Origin of the sequence: Mangrovicoccus ximenensis, from assembly GCF_003056725.1 — a bacterium.
In the GTDB taxonomy this organism is placed as follows: domain Bacteria; phylum Pseudomonadota; class Alphaproteobacteria; order Rhodobacterales; family Rhodobacteraceae; genus Mangrovicoccus; species Mangrovicoccus ximenensis.
Window position 1 is genome coordinate 709154 of record NZ_QBKZ01000015.1, and the last position, 14724, is coordinate 723877.

15 protein-coding genes and 3 pseudogenes are annotated in these 14724 nt (G+C 68.4%); 8 read left to right on the plus strand and 10 right to left on the minus strand.

Going from position 1 to position 14724, the window contains the following annotated elements; translation table 11 throughout:
• Window positions 1-13: 13 nt before the first annotated feature.
• The 3 genes from C7T91_RS19460 to C7T91_RS19470 form a co-directional block, all read right to left on the minus strand.
• Window positions 14-997: a nuclear transport factor 2 family protein gene (locus C7T91_RS19460; RefSeq protein ID WP_108260662.1), complete on the minus strand. Its 984-nt coding sequence runs from the start codon at window positions 995-997 to the stop codon at window positions 14-16.
• Entirely contained in the window at window positions 994-1992 is a 999-nt protein-coding gene (locus C7T91_RS19465; protein WP_269102231.1) for an LLM class oxidoreductase, read from the minus strand. Before C7T91_RS19465 ends, C7T91_RS19460 begins: the two co-directional genes overlap by 4 nt.
• 226 nt (window positions 1993-2218) lie before the next feature.
• Entirely contained in the window at window positions 2219-3145 is a 927-nt protein-coding gene (locus C7T91_RS19470; protein ID WP_108260824.1) for a LysR family transcriptional regulator, read from the minus strand.
• A gap of 90 nt (window positions 3146-3235) precedes the next feature.
• Here C7T91_RS19470 and C7T91_RS32755 point away from each other — a divergent pair, with 90 nt between their 5' ends.
• Genes C7T91_RS32755 through C7T91_RS19480 form a run of 3 tightly spaced genes read left to right on the plus strand, consistent with a single transcriptional unit; the run spans window position 3236 to window position 4994 of the window.
• Window positions 3236-3391 carry a hypothetical protein gene (locus C7T91_RS32755; RefSeq protein ID WP_161556008.1) on the plus strand — a complete coding sequence of 52 codons (156 nt, stop codon included), beginning with the start codon at window positions 3236-3238 and terminating at the stop codon, window positions 3389-3391.
• Window positions 3392-3406: 15 nt separating this feature from the next.
• The gene (locus tag C7T91_RS19475) at window positions 3407-4525 is read left to right on the plus strand and encodes an alkene reductase (RefSeq protein WP_108260664.1); all 1119 of its coding nucleotides are present in this window, start codon (window positions 3407-3409) and stop codon (window positions 4523-4525) included.
• A complete protein-coding gene (locus C7T91_RS19480; protein WP_108260665.1) occupies window positions 4518-4994 on the plus strand; it encodes a nuclear transport factor 2 family protein in 477 nt (158 codons plus the stop codon). The genes C7T91_RS19475 and C7T91_RS19480 overlap by 8 nt, the downstream gene beginning before the upstream one ends.
• Before the next feature lie 184 nt (window positions 4995-5178).
• On the opposite strand, the pseudogene C7T91_RS36250 reads toward C7T91_RS19480, so the two are convergent.
• A pseudogene (locus C7T91_RS36250) lies at window positions 5179-5637 on the minus strand (inositol monophosphatase family protein); the annotation flags it as partial.
• 71 nt (window positions 5638-5708) lie between these two features.
• Window positions 5709-5879, minus strand: coding sequence for a DUF4996 domain-containing protein (locus C7T91_RS36255; RefSeq protein ID WP_236638374.1), 171 nt, complete (start codon window positions 5877-5879; stop codon window positions 5709-5711).
• A gap of 18 nt (window positions 5880-5897) precedes the next feature.
• On the opposite strand from C7T91_RS36255, the pseudogene C7T91_RS19490 reads away from it, so the two are divergent.
• From C7T91_RS19490 to C7T91_RS19505, 4 genes and pseudogenes are all read left to right on the plus strand, one after another.
• Window positions 5898-6389, plus strand: a pseudogene (locus C7T91_RS19490) (efflux RND transporter permease subunit); the annotation flags it as partial.
• Between the two features lie 59 nt (window positions 6390-6448).
• Window positions 6449-6998, plus strand: a pseudogene (locus C7T91_RS19495) (IS5 family transposase); the annotation flags it as partial.
• Window positions 6999-7035: 37 nt separating this feature from the next.
• Window positions 7036-7359, plus strand: coding sequence for an alpha/beta fold hydrolase domain-containing protein (locus C7T91_RS19500; RefSeq protein WP_108260667.1), 324 nt, complete (start codon window positions 7036-7038; stop codon window positions 7357-7359).
• Window positions 7360-7509: 150 nt separating this feature from the next.
• On the plus strand, window positions 7510-7869 hold the full coding sequence (locus tag C7T91_RS19505; protein WP_269102262.1) for an ATP-binding protein: 360 nt from the start codon (window positions 7510-7512) through the stop codon (window positions 7867-7869).
• A 144-nt stretch (window positions 7870-8013) separates the two neighbouring features.
• On the opposite strand, the gene C7T91_RS19510 is transcribed toward C7T91_RS19505, so the two are convergent.
• Together C7T91_RS19510 and C7T91_RS19515 are read right to left on the minus strand one after the other, a co-directional pair.
• Entirely contained in the window at window positions 8014-8532 is a 519-nt protein-coding gene (locus tag C7T91_RS19510; RefSeq protein ID WP_108260669.1) for an HNH endonuclease family protein, read from the minus strand.
• Between the two features lie 647 nt (window positions 8533-9179).
• Window positions 9180-9704: a TetR/AcrR family transcriptional regulator gene (locus tag C7T91_RS19515; protein ID WP_108260670.1), complete on the minus strand. Its 525-nt coding sequence runs from the start codon at window positions 9702-9704 to the stop codon at window positions 9180-9182.
• A gap of 68 nt (window positions 9705-9772) precedes the next feature.
• Between C7T91_RS19515 and C7T91_RS19520 the strand changes: the two genes are divergently transcribed.
• Entirely contained in the window at window positions 9773-10843 is a 1071-nt protein-coding gene (locus C7T91_RS19520) for an alcohol dehydrogenase family protein (protein ID WP_108260671.1), read from the plus strand.
• Window positions 10844-10969: 126 nt separating this feature from the next.
• On the opposite strand, the gene C7T91_RS19525 is transcribed toward C7T91_RS19520, so the two are convergent.
• From C7T91_RS19525 to C7T91_RS19535, 3 genes are read right to left on the minus strand one after another with little or no spacing between them, the layout of a single operon-like run.
• Window positions 10970-12412: a hydantoinase/oxoprolinase N-terminal domain-containing protein gene (locus C7T91_RS19525; protein WP_108260672.1), complete on the minus strand. Its 1443-nt coding sequence runs from the start codon at window positions 12410-12412 to the stop codon at window positions 10970-10972.
• Window positions 12413-12428: 16 nt separating this feature from the next.
• Entirely contained in the window at window positions 12429-14168 is a 1740-nt protein-coding gene (locus C7T91_RS19530) for a hydantoinase B/oxoprolinase family protein (protein WP_108260673.1), read from the minus strand.
• Window positions 14165-14689, minus strand: coding sequence for a hypothetical protein (locus C7T91_RS19535; RefSeq protein ID WP_145962949.1), 525 nt, complete (start codon window positions 14687-14689; stop codon window positions 14165-14167). Before C7T91_RS19535 ends, C7T91_RS19530 begins: the two co-directional genes overlap by 4 nt.
• Window positions 14690-14724 lie beyond the last annotated feature (35 nt).

Below are 14724 nucleotides of genomic sequence, written 5' to 3' on the forward strand. Positions count from 1 at the left end.
GGAAGAGGGCCGGTCAGGCGGTGCTGCGGCCGATGTCGAAGGCGGGAACCGCATCTGTGCCGAACCAGCCGGGGCGGTAATCGGTCCAGCAGAATCGCCACTGGCCGTCATCCTCCAGCCGCGCGCGCAGCTGGTAATGCGCGCCGTAGTGTGGCTTGCCTTCGGGGGTGAAGGGCTGGTCGGGCACGATCCGCCCGACGATGGCGCGCGCGTGGCGGCCATCGGGTTCGGCTTCGACGCGGACGAGGTCCGCAAAGTGCTGCATCCAGGGCCAGTGCCGCCGGAAGCTGCGTAGCTGGCCGATCACCGCATGGCGGCCTTCGAACTGGCCCATCGGGGCAAACCCGCCCGCGATGTCTTCGGTGTAGCTGCCGATCAGCAGGGTGATGTCGCCCTGGTCGATGGCGAAGGAATAGCGGCTGTAAAGCTCGGAGATCGCCGCGTGCAGATCGCTGGGGGGCGGCCCGGGAGGCTGCAGCGCCCAGGGCGAGTCGATTTCGCTGACCAGGACCGGGGGCTGGTCGCCCACCTGCCAGCCCGCGTCGCTCGGAGGCAGGAGCCAGTGGGCGGCTAGCCGCTCGGTCCCGCGCATCCAGCTGCTGGAGATCCGGAGATGCACGACTTGCCAGCTGCCGTCTCCGGCGCGGAGAAAGCGCAGCACGACGGTCGCGCCGAACAGCAGCGCCTGCGGCGCGTGGCTGCGGGTCTGCAGCAGCCCATAGGCATAGAAGCTCGCCACGCCGCTCTCGCCGCGGCTGGCGGCATAGCGGTTGCTCGTGCGGATGGTGCAGCTCCCCTGCCGGCTGTCGCCCGCGAGCGCGGCCGCGATCTCCTGCGCGCCCTGCAGCTGGCCGTGCAGGTTGCTTTCCAGCCGGGCATCCGCGGCCAGCCATCGCATGTCCGCTCCGCCGTCGCCGGACCAGGCGGCCGCGAGCCGGTCGGTCAGCGACAGCAGCGTCTCGCGGTCCTGGCCGTCAGCGTGTTGCTCGATGATCATTTCCTTGCTCCTTTCGGGGAAGTCCGGGCAAGTTCGGGCAGGATGTGCTCGCCCATTTCGTCGATGATGCGTTCGGCAGGGCGCCGCGAGGGACGCAGGTTGAACGCGACGTGCCGCACGCCCAGGGCCGCCTGGCTTTGCAGCCGCTCCAGCAGCGCCTTGCGGCCGATGCGCAGCACGTTGTGCCGGCGCTGCGCCGGGGCATCGGGGTTGCGGTCGAGATCGAGGAAGGTCGAATAGCCGTAGGGCGGCGGGCGGCGCTTGCCGGAGGCGGCCTTGAGGTCGGCGAGGATTTTCCCGACCGATTTCGGGTCATCCACCGTCCAGATCCACGCATCGGCATTTTTCGCGATCCACGGCACCGTCTGTCCGGCCCGTCCGACCGCGATCATCGGCAGCCTGTCGTCCAGCGGCTTGGGCAGCAGGTCCAGATCGCCGCGCAGCGTGCCGAACCCTTTGGTCTTTCCTTTCGGAAACCCTTCGCCATGCAGCTTGCGGACGAGGCTGAACGCCTCGCGGAACCGCTCGGCCCGCTTGCCGAAATCGATGCCGAAGGCCGGGTATTCCGCCGGACGGTCGCCCGAGGACAGTCCGAGGATGAACCGTCCGCGCGACAGCATGTCGACCGAGGCGGCCTGCTTGGCCACCGAGATGGGTTCGCGCAGCGGCAGCACGATCCCGGCGGTGCCGATTGCGATGTCGCGGGTCTGCGAGGCCAGGAAGCCCGCATAGACGAAGGGATCGAGGATCTGGGCCGCATCGCCGAATTTCGGATCGAAGAAGGGAACGTCCCGCAGCCAGATGCTGGAAAATCCCGCGTCTTCGGCACGACGGGCTGCCTCGGCATGGCCATCGAGCGTGGGGATCGGGCTGTCGGCATAGGCTTCGAGCGGCGTGATGAGGCCGACTGTCATCCCGCCGCTTCCGAAAACGGCGTCGAGGGGCGTTTCCTCCCCGTCGTGCGGAAGGGCGCGTGATTGCGATGGATGGGGCACCGGATATGTCCTTGCGGGGCTCATGTCCCGTCGCCGCGAAGGCAACAGGATCCTCGTCACCTCGCGCTGTTGCGGGAGATGGCGGGGGGCGTCGTGATGGGGCGTTGGTTGCGGGTCTGTTTTGCTTCGGGAGCGAGGATATTCCCCCTCCCGAAAACTATAACCCTGCGATTTGTACGATCAGTCCGGCGTCAGATTCCAGAATTGGAGGCGGCCGGTGGCGAAGTCAGAGCCAATAGACGGAGTCTGCCCGTGTGGCATCTGCCACCAACGCGTCGATCAGGGCGCGTTGTCCGGGTTTGAGGTAGCGCGAGCGCGGCCAGACGGCGTGGATCGGCATTTCGGCCCCGGAGAAACGCTCCAGGACTGGAATCAAAGCGCCCGTGCCGAGGGCGCTGCTCACGAGCCAGGTCGGAAGCTGCGATACGCCTGCGCCTGCCAGGGTCGCCTCAAGCATGGCGTCGCCGTCGGTCAACTCGTGCCGGGCCCGGATCAGCTGTGTGCTGACAGTTCCGTCGGGCTGGCGCATCAGCCAGGAGGCGGGCACGCCTTCACGCCGGCTTCCGATGATGCAGTCGTGTTCGGTCAGCGCCGCCGGCGCGCCCGGCGTGCCGTGGGCGGCGAGGTAGTCGGGGCTGGCACAGATCACCAGCCGCTGCCGCCCGAGGTTGCGCGCGACGAGATCGGGATCATCCGCCAGCGTGCCGATGCGCACCACCAGGTCCACGCCGTCCTCGATCAGGTTCACGCGCCGTTCGGTGAAACTGACCGCAAGGTCGAGCGCCGGATGTTCCGCGGCAAGCCGGGTCAGCACCGGCATCACATGGCGACGCCCGAAGGCGGCGGGCAGATGGATATTCAGCCGTCCCGAAATCCGCCCGCTGCCCTCGGTCACCGAATTTTCCAGCCCTTGCACATCCGACAGGATCGCGACCCAGCCGTCGAAATACCGTTGTCCCTCAGGGGTCAGCGACAGCCGCCGCGTGGTGCGGTGCAGCAGCTTGGTGCCCAGCCGGGCCTCGAGCCGGCTCACGCTCTTGCCCACGGCCGATCCGGTCAGCCCCAGCTGCGCACCCGCAGCGGTAAAGGATCCGCTTCGCATGGTCTCAACGAATTCGCGCACTCCGGCAAAGGGGTCGGCGGTCTCGGGCATATTGGAACCCCAGGAAGGAATGATTGGAACGGAGACCATATTATCTTTTCTGACGGGATCAATAGATTGCGGCCTTGAAAGGAACGACCGTTGACCTCTCAGCCCATGCCCATTGATCAGAGCAAGACCGCCAAGACGCGCAGCATTGCCCTTGGTGCGGCTGGCATCGACCTCTCCTTCCGCGTCCCGGATCTGCCGTCCGAGCTTGTCCTGTACGTGCTGCCGCGCTTTCCCTCCCTCGCCTGACCGAAGGTTCCTCCCATGTCCCAGCTTTTCACCCCCTACGACCTTGCAGGGCTGACCCTGCCGAACCGCGCCGTCATGGCGCCGATGACCCGCTCGCGCGCGACGGCCGGCGTGCCGGACGCCCACACCGCGCTCTATTACGCGCAGCGCGCCAGCGCCGGGCTGATCATCACCGAAGGCGCGCCGGTCAGCCAGGAAGGCAACGGCTATCTCTACACGCCGGGCATCTGGACCGGCGAACAGGAGGCCGGCTGGGCCAAGGTCACGCAGGCCGTGCATGACCGCGGCGGGCGCATCTTCGTTCAGCTCTGGCATGTCGGCCGCGTCTCGCATGTCTCGCTGCAGCCGGGCGGCGCGGCACCCGTTTCGGCCAGCGCGCAGCGCGGCGAAGGCGCGTTTTCCTTCGCCATGGACCCCGATGGCCAGCCGGGCCAGCAGCCCGCCAGCACGCCCCGCGCTCTGGACACCGAGGAGGTCGCCCGCGTCACCGCCGATTTCGTCGCGGCCGCAAGGCGGGCGATCCGCGCGGGCTTCGACGGGGTCGAGATCCACGGCGCCAACAGCTACCTCTTCGAGCAGTTCCTGAATGCGAATTCGAACCAGCGGACCGACCGCTATGGCGGCAGCATCGAGAACCGGCTGCGCTTCCTTCTGGAGACCATCGACGCGGTGGCCGCCGAGATCAGCATGGACCGCACCGGGGTCCGCATCTCGCCCTTCGGGCGGCTGTCGGGGATGCAGGGCTATGACGGCGAGGCCGAGACCTGGCTGGCCGTGGCCGAGGCGCTGGAGGCGCGCCGACCCGCCTATGTCCATCTCAGCGACCAGCTGACCATCGGCGGCGAGGCGATGCCCGCGGGCTTCCCGTCGCAGTTCTGCAAGACCTTCACCGGCACGCTGATCGCCGCGGGCGGCTTCACCCGGGAGACCGCCGAACAGGCGCTGAAGGACGGCGCGCTCGATCTGATCGCCTTCGGCAAGCCCTTCATTGCCAACCCGGACCTGGTCGAGCGGATGCAGAACGGCTGGCCGGTCAACACCCCGTCGCGCGAGGCCTTCTACGGCGGTGCGGGCGCGGCTGGCTACACCGATTTCCCCACTTGGGACGAAGAGAAAGGCAAGACCGATGACTGAGATGACCCCGATCGCCGCCGCCCGCGAGGACCGCATCGCCGCGCTGCTCGACCGAGAGGAGATCCGCGCCCTGCGGCTGCTGTACAGTGCCCTTCTGGACGGCGGCGAAGCCGGGCGGATGGGCGAGGTCTTCACGGAAGACGCCGAGGTCGCCGTGACCGTCGGCGCGATGACGGGGCTCGGCGAGATCAAGGCGGGCTTGGCCGCCGCCTACGAGGCGTTCGACACGCAGAAGCGCGGGCATTTCCCCTTTGTCCACGCCATTGCCAATCACGAGATCACCCTGACCGGCCCGGATACCGCCACCGGCAGCTGCTACCTGCTGGATCTCGTCACCGACCGGCCCGGCGCGCAGCATCCCGTCCTGCTGCTCGGCCGCTATGCCGACGACTATGTCCGCGTGGACGGCCGGTGGCGCATCGCCCGCAGCGCGCTCGACGTGATCTGGCCGGTTGACGGGGCGGCGTGATCCCAGGCGCGATGCCGCCGCACATCCCCGAAGCGTCTCGCCGGTCTGGTCCGCAAATCGCCTGCCGGCCGGGCGAGCCCCCCTCGGCCGCCAGCCGCGGCTGGTCGGCAAGCGGAAACAGCCGCAGCGGCAGGAAGCCGCCCGTCGCGGGCGACGGATGCACCGGCATCGTCAGGCGGCGCGGCTCGGCATCGGGACGGCAGAACCAGGTGCCGCCGCCCTTGCGCGCCAGGATCCAGTCATCCACCACCGGGTCGTAGAGCAGCGAGAACACCGTCTCGCCCTCCTCGACCACCGCGACGATCACGCCGAAATTCGCCAGCCCGTGGGCGAAGTTCCAGGTCCCGTCCACCGGATCGACGATCACCGCGCGGGCCGCGCCCGGAATGCGCCCGGGCAGGCCCGGGTCTTCCTCGACCGCTTCCTCGCCGACCACCAGAACCTCGCCGAGCGCGCCGCCCGCGAGCGCCGCGGCGATGTGCTTCTCGGCCTGCTGGTCGGCAATCGTCACCAGATCGTCATCGGCGGTCTTGGAGGCGATCGCATCTTCGGGCAAGGCCCGGAAGCGGGGCAGGATGTGCTGCCGCGCCGCTTCGCGCACGATGTCGATGAGGAAGCTCTCTTCGTCTCGGGTCAGGGGCACGTGGGGAGGGTCCTTCTCTGCCTGTATCTCCCCCAGTCATGCCTTGGCGGGGCGCGGGTGGCAATAAGGCGTCAGGCCGCGACCCGCCGCGCGCGCCAGCGCAGGAAGGCATCTGCCCGTCCGGTGGACAGCACCCGCGCCCCGGCCTGCCAGAGCGCGCCCCAGACCGCTTCGGGATCGGCTTCGGCATCGGCATCGCCGAAAGCGGCGGCGCCGTCATCGGTGGCCGCCATCACCGCCATGTCACGCGGCTGGGCGAGATCGCCGCGGTCAGCCGCGGCCCGCGGGACCCCGGCAGCAGCTATGCGCTGTCGGGCGGCAACCCGGCCGTTCTGGTCGCCGCGCGGCTGGAGGACGGGCTGCAGGTCGACGTCTGGATGGACCGGCTGACGGACGATCTCGCAAGCTTCAATGCCGCGCTGCCCGCCTCGCTGGATGCCGAGCTGATCTTCGACCAGTCGGGCTATACCGCCGAGCGGCTGGCCGAGGTCGCGAAGAACATGGGGATCGGCGTCGCGCTGGTGGTGGCGGTGCTCCTGGTCACGCTGGGCGTCCGCGCCGCGCTGATCGTCGGGCTAGTGCTGCCGCTGGTCAGCCTCGCCACGCTCGCCTCGATGAACCTGATCGGCCTGCCGCTGCACCAGATGTCGGTCACCGGGCTGATCGTGGCGCTGGGTCTCCTGGTCGATGCCGCCATCGTCATGACCGACGAGGTGCGCCAGCGGCTGGCCCGCGGCATGGGGCGCGAACGTGCGGTGGGCGACGCGGTCCGCCGCCTCGCCATGCCGCTGCTGGCCTCGACCGTCACCACCTCCTGGGCGACGGCGAGTGGCTGGCGAGGACGCATGGCACCCACCGCCGCCGCCAGCAACGCAAGGTCCATCTGGCGATGGACACGGCGACCGGCGACATCCGGGCGGTGGAGTTCACCTCCAGCCGCGAGGGCGGCAGCCCGGTTCTGCCAGAGCTTCTCAACCAGATCCCGGACGGCGAGGAGATCGGCACTGTCACCGGCGATGGCGCCTTCGACACCCGCCGGTGCCACTCGGCGATCCTGGCGCGCGGCGGCACGGCGGTCATTCCCATCCGCAGAAACGGACGCCTCTGGAAGGGGGACTGCCCGGCAGCGATCGCCAGAAACGACATCCTGCGGGCGACCAGGCGCCTCGGTCGCGTTCGCCGGACTTTCGCGGCGCCACTGGCGCCACGGTTCCGTCTCACTCTGGAAGAAGTGGTCCGGCTACCATGTCCGGAGCAGGATCGAAGCCCGGATGAGAAACCTGAAGTCCTTCGGCGAACGGATCTCGTCAAGGGACCCCGATCGCCAGACCGCCGAGATCCACATCCGGGTTGCCCTGATGATCGCTGTCCGAAGGACTGTCGGCGGCGCGCGCGGCCGTGCGGTTCCCGCCGCGCGCCGTCAGCGTCGTGATCCACGGGCTGAAGGGCGAGGACGAGATCACCGGCGACCTCTTCGGCGGCGCGCTGGACCCGACGGGCGCGGGCGAGACCGACGCGACGCGGGCGAAATGGGAGAAGGTCAGCGAGCTTCTCGATGATCTGCGGCGGTCGCACGGCGCGAAGGCGCTGTCCTTCGGGCTGCAGGAGGAGATCCCGGGCGGCTATGTCGGCGCCAAGATCGCCTTCGGGCGCATCCCGGAGGAGGAGGATTTCACCGAAACGCCGGTGGCGGACGGGGACACCAAGTTCCTGTCGCATTGACCGCGGAACTCCGCCTCCGAGAGAGGTTGCCGTTCGGCATCGCCCGGGAGGGGCGGGGGCGTCCCCGGGGGGCGGGCGCTTGCGGGCGGTCGCGAGACCGGCTCGGAGACAGCCCCTGCCTGTCGCCGCGCGGTCTGGGGCCCCGCCGGCCTGACGGCTGGGCAGCAGCGGGACCTCATGACAGTCGTCGAGGACCGCTACGGCACCGGCTCCGCCGACATCGCCAGCCAACTGCCGGTCGAGGCTTGGCACGACGTCGTCGACGAGCCCGCCTTGGCCGAGGCCACTCTCGACCAGGTTCGCCATTGGTCTCGAACACATGGCGACGCAATGGCTCAATCCACAACGCTCATCGCCTGCGCTCGACGGCCGGTCGCTGCGCAAGGCGCGCGGTTCGGGGGAGGAAGGGGGAACATCGTGATCGGCGCCCGGCCCGCCGCCACGGCCAGCGTCATGGCACGCGCACGGCGACGCGCGCGGCTGCCGTCTCGCAGGAGCCGGAACGATTGACCGGTTCTGCCTCGGACGACATCAAGGAGAAGAGCTCAGCGGCTGTCTTCCAGGGTGACCTGATGTCCCTGGAACGAGCGACCGGATGCTCCGGAATCCGCAGCTGGGACCTGCCAGGTGCCCCGCAGCGGGTGCCGGAGGGCGCTATCCGAGAGGATCACTGTCGCGGCAGCTTTCTTCCTCGATCCGGTTGTAGGTGCCGTCCTCCGCGGGCGACAGCTGCAGCTCGTACTTGGCCACCAGCGCGACGAAGAGGGTGATGTAATCGCAGCTATAGGAGGCCAGCGGCGGCATCCATTCGTCGGGGCCCTTGTCGCTCTTGCTCTGGTTCGCGGAATCGTCGACGGCCAGCAGGTTCTGGTTGTCATTCGCGAAGCGGCTCCGCATCTCGGGCGACCAGCGCCAGGCCCCGTGTTCCCACGCCCATTTCTTCGGAATGACGTGGTCGATGTCGATGTCGTCGTCATCCGTATAGGTCCGGCCCGTATAGGGGTCGAGCCAGCGCCCGGTGTCCACGGTGCAGCGGCTGTCCTCGCGGTCATAGGTTACCGNGCACGGTGGAAGACGTGCGAAGGATCTCGGCCCGCTTGTTGCCGCATCCGTCGTCAGCGCCGGACCAGCCGGCGAACTGGGCGCTTCCGGGATACGGGGCGTAGGCGGCATCCGGGGCAGTCAGTTGCGGCNGCCTCGCAGGCGGAAAGCAGGGTGAGCGTGGTCAGGACGGCCGGGAGCCAGCGCATGTAGATCGTCTCCGGAGCAGGTAGTTTCGGCCCCTATAGGCGATCCTCCTGCAGCGGAAATGGCGGATGTGCTGGATGCGGCCATAGGTCTGAACGAGCCCCCAAAGTCACCTTGCCAGGCTAGGGTGAAAAGGAACCTGCTGCTCGACCTTGCCAAGCGGTGGGTTCCGCGCAGCCCTAATTTGAGATCCGTACCGGGCGCAGGGCCGATCAGAGGCAGCCTTTAGCGGCCGCTCGTTCTCTGGTGCGGCGGCGCCCTGAGCCCGTCCTTTTCGGCCGCTCGCGTCGGCACCTTGCTCGAAGAGCCCGGTGCAAACGGCCAGGAGAAGCTGACCTGCGGCGCTGCGGCGGAGCCAAACGGGTGAATCTGCGATATTGGCCGGTCGCGACGGTCGGAGCATCGTCGGGGCCGATCGGGTCGGCGCTCCCCGTTGCGGCCGGTCGACCCTCGCCGCAGCCGTCGCGGCATGATGGTCGGCCGAGGTGCGGACAATCAGGCGTTCAACGTCGCTGNCCGGGAGCCAAAGCGCGGCAGTGCGCTTCATTCTGCGCGAACCTGTGCGGCGATAGCTATCCGAGCGATATCCGAAGCGCATGCCCCAACCGCTTGGCGGCCTCGGCGGCTGCCTCGCCGCATATTGGCCATGCCTGGGTCAAGCCCTCGATGATGACGAGCAATTCGGTCTCGGCAGCAGCGAGGCCGGTTGCGGCGGCTGCTCTGGATGCGACCTCGGCCTTGTGCCGCTCGAGAAGCGCGCGGAGGCGGGCGCTGTTCGGGTCGGCCGCCACGGCGGCATGAAACAGGCAGCCATGCGATGTCTCGGTCGCCATCCAGCTGCCGACCCTGGCGAAAATTTCATCCGTTGCGTCTTCGGGAACGTCCGGCAAGCCGTCGAAGATACGCGACAGGTAGCGCTGATGCCGGTTCTCCAGTGCCGCGAGAACCATGTCAGCCCGGGAGGGGACATACTTGTAAAGCGTGCGCAGGCTCACGCCAGCGGCATCTCTCAAATCCTCGACGGAGGGCTCCGCGAAGCCGCGGGCGGCGAAGGCTCGCTCGAGCCCGGCGGATATCTTGCTCGTCATGTCTGCCATGGTTGACGATGTAGAATGATCTCTCTACCTACGCAAGTAGAGTGATCATTCTACATTGGAGACCTTCGATGACACTGCCGACAAGAATGAAAGCCGTCGTCCTTACCGGACATGGCGGTCTCGGGAAGCTGGAATGGCGCGACGATGTGCCGGTTCCGCAGCCGCTCGCAGGAGAGGTGCTGATCCGGGTCGGTGCCTCATCCGTGAACAATACCGACGTGAACACCCGGACGGGCTGGTATTCCAAGTCCGTTCGGGGCGACACGAACTCGGCGGCCGCGGAAGGATATGGCGGCGCATCAGTTGCCGACGGTGCATGGTCCGGAGCGCTGAGTTTTCCGCGCATCCAGGGCGCCGATTGCTGCGGCAGGATCGTCGCGGTCGGCGAGGGCGTGGACGCCGCACGCATTGGGGACCGGGTCCTCGTGCGACCGATGCACCGCCCGGAGGGGGCGGGCCCCGATGCACTCGTGACCTTCGGCTCCGAGCGCGACGGAGCATTTGCAGAATACACGACCGTCGGGTCCGAGCACGCCCTGAGGATCGACAGCGCGCACTCTGATATCGAACTTGCGTCCTTTCCTTGCGCCTTCTCGACCGCCGAGGGAATGATCCAGCGCGCGTCCGTGGGGGCGGAGCGGGTGCTGGTCACGGGGGCCTCGGGCGGTGTCGGCTCGGCCGCCGTGCAGCTCGCCAAACGCCGCGGCGCACATGTCACGGCCGTCACCAGCCCGGCGAAGATGGAGGCACTCAAAGAGCTCGGGGCCGATGTCACGATCCATCGCAACGAGCCGCTTCCCGAGAACGCCTTTGACGTGGTGCTCGACCTGGTTGGCGGGCCGCGTTGGCCCGTGTTGCTGGATGCGCTGGTGCCGAAAGGCCGCTACGTGACCTCGGGCGCTATCGCCGGGCCGATCGTCGAGCTCGACCTGCGGACTCTGTACCTGAAAGACCTGGCACTCGTCGGAAGCACCCGACAGGATCCAGAGGTCTTCGCCGACTTGGTGGACTACATCGAGGCAGGCGAGATACGTCCGGTGCTCGCTGGGCGTCACCCGCTGCACGAGTTGCGCGCCGCCCAGGAGGCCTTCCTTGAAAAGGCCCATCTGGGCAAGATCGGGATAGAGATTTCCGGGTGACCAATACCCGGAGCTGCCCTTTCACGACGGACCAGAGCCAGTGTCGTGGAAGGGCTCTCACCGGCCTTGCGGCAGCGAGGAAGCCTGGCCGCGGCGCCGTTCTCAACGATAGGTCATTGGATGTCATCATGCCGGGATGAGGGGCTGAACCTGGCGGTCGCGCCTGATGCCCCAGGCGCCCGAGGTAGCCCTTTCCGGCCTTTCGCGCGGGTGCCGAGTTCGAAGCGTCCCGCGCGATCGCCAGGAGAAGGGGACTTGCGGCACTGCGGCGGAGCCAGGTGGTGTCACTGCGCAAGCGGTCACGGCGGGTGGAGCTTGATCGGCGCCGCCCTGGATGGGTCGCCCCAGTCCGGCCGGTCGCGATAGCGCCACCGTAAGGGCGAAGAGCGCAGAAAGCGGCCGACCAGGAACATAGGGTGTCGCGCCCAAGATCAATGCGCCTTTCTTCAGACCGGCCATTCGCGACCTGGGAATGCTGCTATGCAGCGCGCCGCAGAACGGCCGCTCGACCCTCAGGGGAATCGCATTTGGCTTTGAGGTCCTGAAGGCGGCCAGGTCGATGGCCGGGACGCGCAGCGAGAAGCCGCCGCCCGAGAGCAGCCGCTCGGTCTGGAGCACATGGCCGCCGACCTGGAACTCCGTCGCCATGCCGGGCCGCCCGTCCTGCACCAGCGCCGCCTTGGCCGTCGTGCCGCCGATGTCGAGCGTGATCATGGTCTCGGTGCCGGTGGCCGCCCCGAGGATCGAGGCGCCGACGACACCCGCAGCCGGGCCGCTTTCGATGATGTGGATCGGCTGCTCCGCGGCGGTCTCGGCCGGAGTGAGCCCGCCATTCGACTGCATGAAAAACAAGGGCGCGGCGATGCCCCGGCCCGCGATCAGGCCCTTCAGCCGGGCGATGTAGTCCTTGAAGACCGGCTGGACATAGGCATTGATCACGCAAGTCGAGGTGCGGGGGTACTCGCCTTCCTCGGGCAGCAGCTCGTGGGAGAGCGACAGGTGCACCTCGGGCCAGAGCTCGCGGATGATCTCGCCCGCCCGGATTTCATGCGCCGGATTGGCGTAGCTGTTGATCAGGCAGACCGCGACCGAGGTGATGCCACCCGCCTTGAGGAACGCCACCGCCTCGCGGATGTCGTTCTCGGAAAGCGGCGCCATCTCGGTCCCGTCGGCCAGCATGCGGCCTTCGGCGACGCGGCGCCAGCGGCGGCGGACCAGCGTCTCGGGCTTGTCCCAGTCCTGGTCATAGAGCCGCGGCATGCGCAGGTCGCGGATCTCCAGCACGTCGCGGAAGCCCTTGGTGGTGATCAGCCCGGTCTTGGCCCCGGTGCGTTCCAGCAGGGTGTTCGACCCCAGGGTCGTGGCATGCAGCACTTGTCCGACCTCCGCCGGGGCCACGCCCGCGACGGAAAGCAGCCGGTCGATGCCCGTGCCGATGGCGCGGGTGTAGTCCTCATGCGTGGTCAGCGTCTTGAAGCTGTGCAGCTCTCCGCCCGCGTCCTCGAGGATGAAGTCGGTGAAGGTGCCGCCGATATCGATGGCGAGGCGGGATTTTGCGGTCTCGGTCATGGTCTGTCCTCGGTCCTCAGGCGGCAAGTTCGGCGCGGCGCGCCTGCGTCGCGGGCAGGTCGACGGCGCCTTCGGCCGTCAGGATCACGCCGTAGATGTCGCGCGCGGTTTCGGTGGAGACGAAATCGTCGAGCCAGTCCTCGGCCACCGCCTGCGGATCGCGCTCCAGCGGGTTGCCGTAGCCGCCGCCTGAGGGCAGGCAATGGCTGAGCACGTCGCCCTTCCTCATCGCCATGGTGAACTTGCTGACCAGCTTTTCCGCCGCGCCGTCGGGGTTCATCACGTTCACGCCCGGCGCGCCGTCATGGCCGCCCTCCAGCCCCCAGGGGCGGAAGGCCTGGCGGTCGGCGCGCACCGACAGCACCGCCTCGTCTTCGAGCAGCATGTAGTCGCGCCGCATCGCCACGCCGCCGCGGAACTTGCCGGCGCCTGCGCTGTCATCGACGAACTCGTTGACGGTGATCAGCACCGGGTTCTCGGATTCCACGGTCTCGGTCGAATAGCTGGCCATATTGGCGAAAAGCGTCGTGTTGCCTTCGAGCCCGTCCTTCCACGGCCGCGCGCCCCAGGCGGCAGAGACGAAATCGACGAAGATGAAGGGCTTGCGGTCGCCGTCATAGCCGCCGATCGACACGTTGGTGTTGCCGCCGTCGGAACAGGCCAGCACCCGGCCCGGCGCCAATCCTGCCATCGCCCCGAAGGCGCAATCGGCCATGCGGAACCCGGTCAGGCCGCGCGCGGCGCAGGCGGCCGGCATGACGGCATTGGCGATGGTGCCTTCGGGGGCGATCACCTCGATGGCGCGGAACACGCCGTCATTGTTGGGCGCGCCGTCGCCGAGCACGGTCTTGACCGCCGTGTAGCTGGCGGCCGCCGTGTAGCTGAAGGTGTTGTTGATCGCGCCCTTCACCTGCGGGGAGGTGCCGGTCCAGTCCATCACCAGCTTCTCGCCCGACTTCCGCACGGTGCAGACCAGCGGGATCGGCTTGCCGACATCGATGCCGTCATCGTCGATATAGTCGGTGAAGGTGAACTCGCCGTCGGGCAGGTTGCGGATGCCGTTGCGGGTGAGGATCTCGGAATAGCTCATCAGCTCGTCGAGCTTGCCGACGAAGGCCTCCGCGCCTTCCGTCTTCGCCAGCGCCTGCACCCCCTGCTCGGCAATGCGGCAGGCGGCGAGCTGGCCGCGCAGGTCGCCGCGCAGCCGGTCGGGCATGCGGACATTCGATTCCAGCATCGCCATCAGCGTGCGGTCGACCTCGCCCTTGCGGTAGAGCTTCAAGGGCGGGATGCGGATGCCTTCCTGGAAGATCTCGGTGCTGTCCGAGGCGTTCGAGCCGGCCACGCGGCCGCCGACATCGGTATGGTGGCAGACGGCGCAGGCATAGGCGACGACCTCGCCCGCGACGAAGACCGGCTTGAAGGTGAAGATGTCCGGCAGGTGCATGCCGCCCGAATAGGGGTCGTTCATCACCAGCACGTCGCCCTCGGCCACGGGCTCGTTCATCGCGGCAAGCGTCGCCTTGAGCGCGACGGGGATCGAGCACAGGTGCCCCGGCAGCGACAGGCCCTGCGCCGCAAGGCGGCCCTCGCGGTCGCAGATGGCGGTGGAGTAGTCCATGATGTTCTTCAGCACGCCGGAATAGGCGGTGCGGAAGATGGTCAGCGCCATCTCGTTGGCAATGCCGGTGATGGCATGGCGGAAGAGCTGGAAGGCGATCGGATCGGCGATGGCCGGATCGGTCTCGGAGGTCATGCGGGAGTCCTCGGGAACAGGCGGTGGCGGAGAGAGGTCGCGGCGACGGCGGCAGCGGCGGAGGGCAGGAGCGCGAAGGCGGCTGCCGGGATGCCCCCCCAGCGGGGGGCCGCGAGCGCGACGGTGGCGAGATAGACGAAGAGCGGCAGCACGGCGAGCCGGGCCGATTGGTAGGTCGCGGCCCAGCCGGGGTTGCCGCGCGATTTCAGGCCGAGCGTGACGGTGATCATGGCGACCGGAATGCTGGTCAGAACGGCGCTCCAGCGCGGTCCCAGCACTTCGGCGAAGAGCCCGATCACCACGACGATCACCGCCGCCTGCAGCGCGACCGGCCAGATGCGGCGGCCGGGACCGGCAGATTTCGACGGCGGCGCCAGCGACAGGTCGAAAGGCAGCGCGAAGCCCGACAGCAGAACGCCCGCAAGCAGGATCGCAGCGGAGGCGCCGAGCGGCCAGGCGGCCCCGGCGGTCAGCAGGCTGATGGCAGCCGTGGCCCGGTCCCCGGCAGCCATCCCCGACACGCGCCGTCGCCGCTTCTGCCCGGCGGCAGCGCAAC

Coding starts and splice junctions, on each gene's coding strand:
- C7T91_RS19460 (WP_108260662.1), bottom strand. CDS start 997: ATGATCATCGAGCAACACGCTGACGGCCAGGACCGCGAGACGCTGCTG.
- C7T91_RS19470 (WP_108260824.1), bottom strand. CDS start 3,145: ATGCCCGAGACCGCCGACCCCTTTGCCGGAGTGCGCGAATTCGTTGAG.
- C7T91_RS19475 (WP_108260664.1), top strand. CDS start 3,407: ATGTCCCAGCTTTTCACCCCCTACGACCTTGCAGGGCTGACCCTGCCG.
- C7T91_RS19480 (WP_108260665.1), top strand. CDS start 4,518: ATGACTGAGATGACCCCGATCGCCGCCGCCCGCGAGGACCGCATCGCC.
- C7T91_RS36255 (WP_236638374.1), bottom strand. CDS start 5,879: ATGGCGGTGATGGCGGCCACCGATGACGGCGCCGCCGCTTTCGGCGAT.
- C7T91_RS19515 (WP_108260670.1), bottom strand. CDS start 9,704: ATGGCAGACATGACGAGCAAGATATCCGCCGGGCTCGAGCGAGCCTTC.
- C7T91_RS19520 (WP_108260671.1), top strand. CDS start 9,773: ATGACACTGCCGACAAGAATGAAAGCCGTCGTCCTTACCGGACATGGC.
- C7T91_RS19525 (WP_108260672.1), bottom strand. CDS start 12,412: ATGACCGAGACCGCAAAATCCCGCCTCGCCATCGATATCGGCGGCACC.
- C7T91_RS19530 (WP_108260673.1), bottom strand. CDS start 14,168: ATGACCTCCGAGACCGATCCGGCCATCGCCGATCCGATCGCCTTCCAG.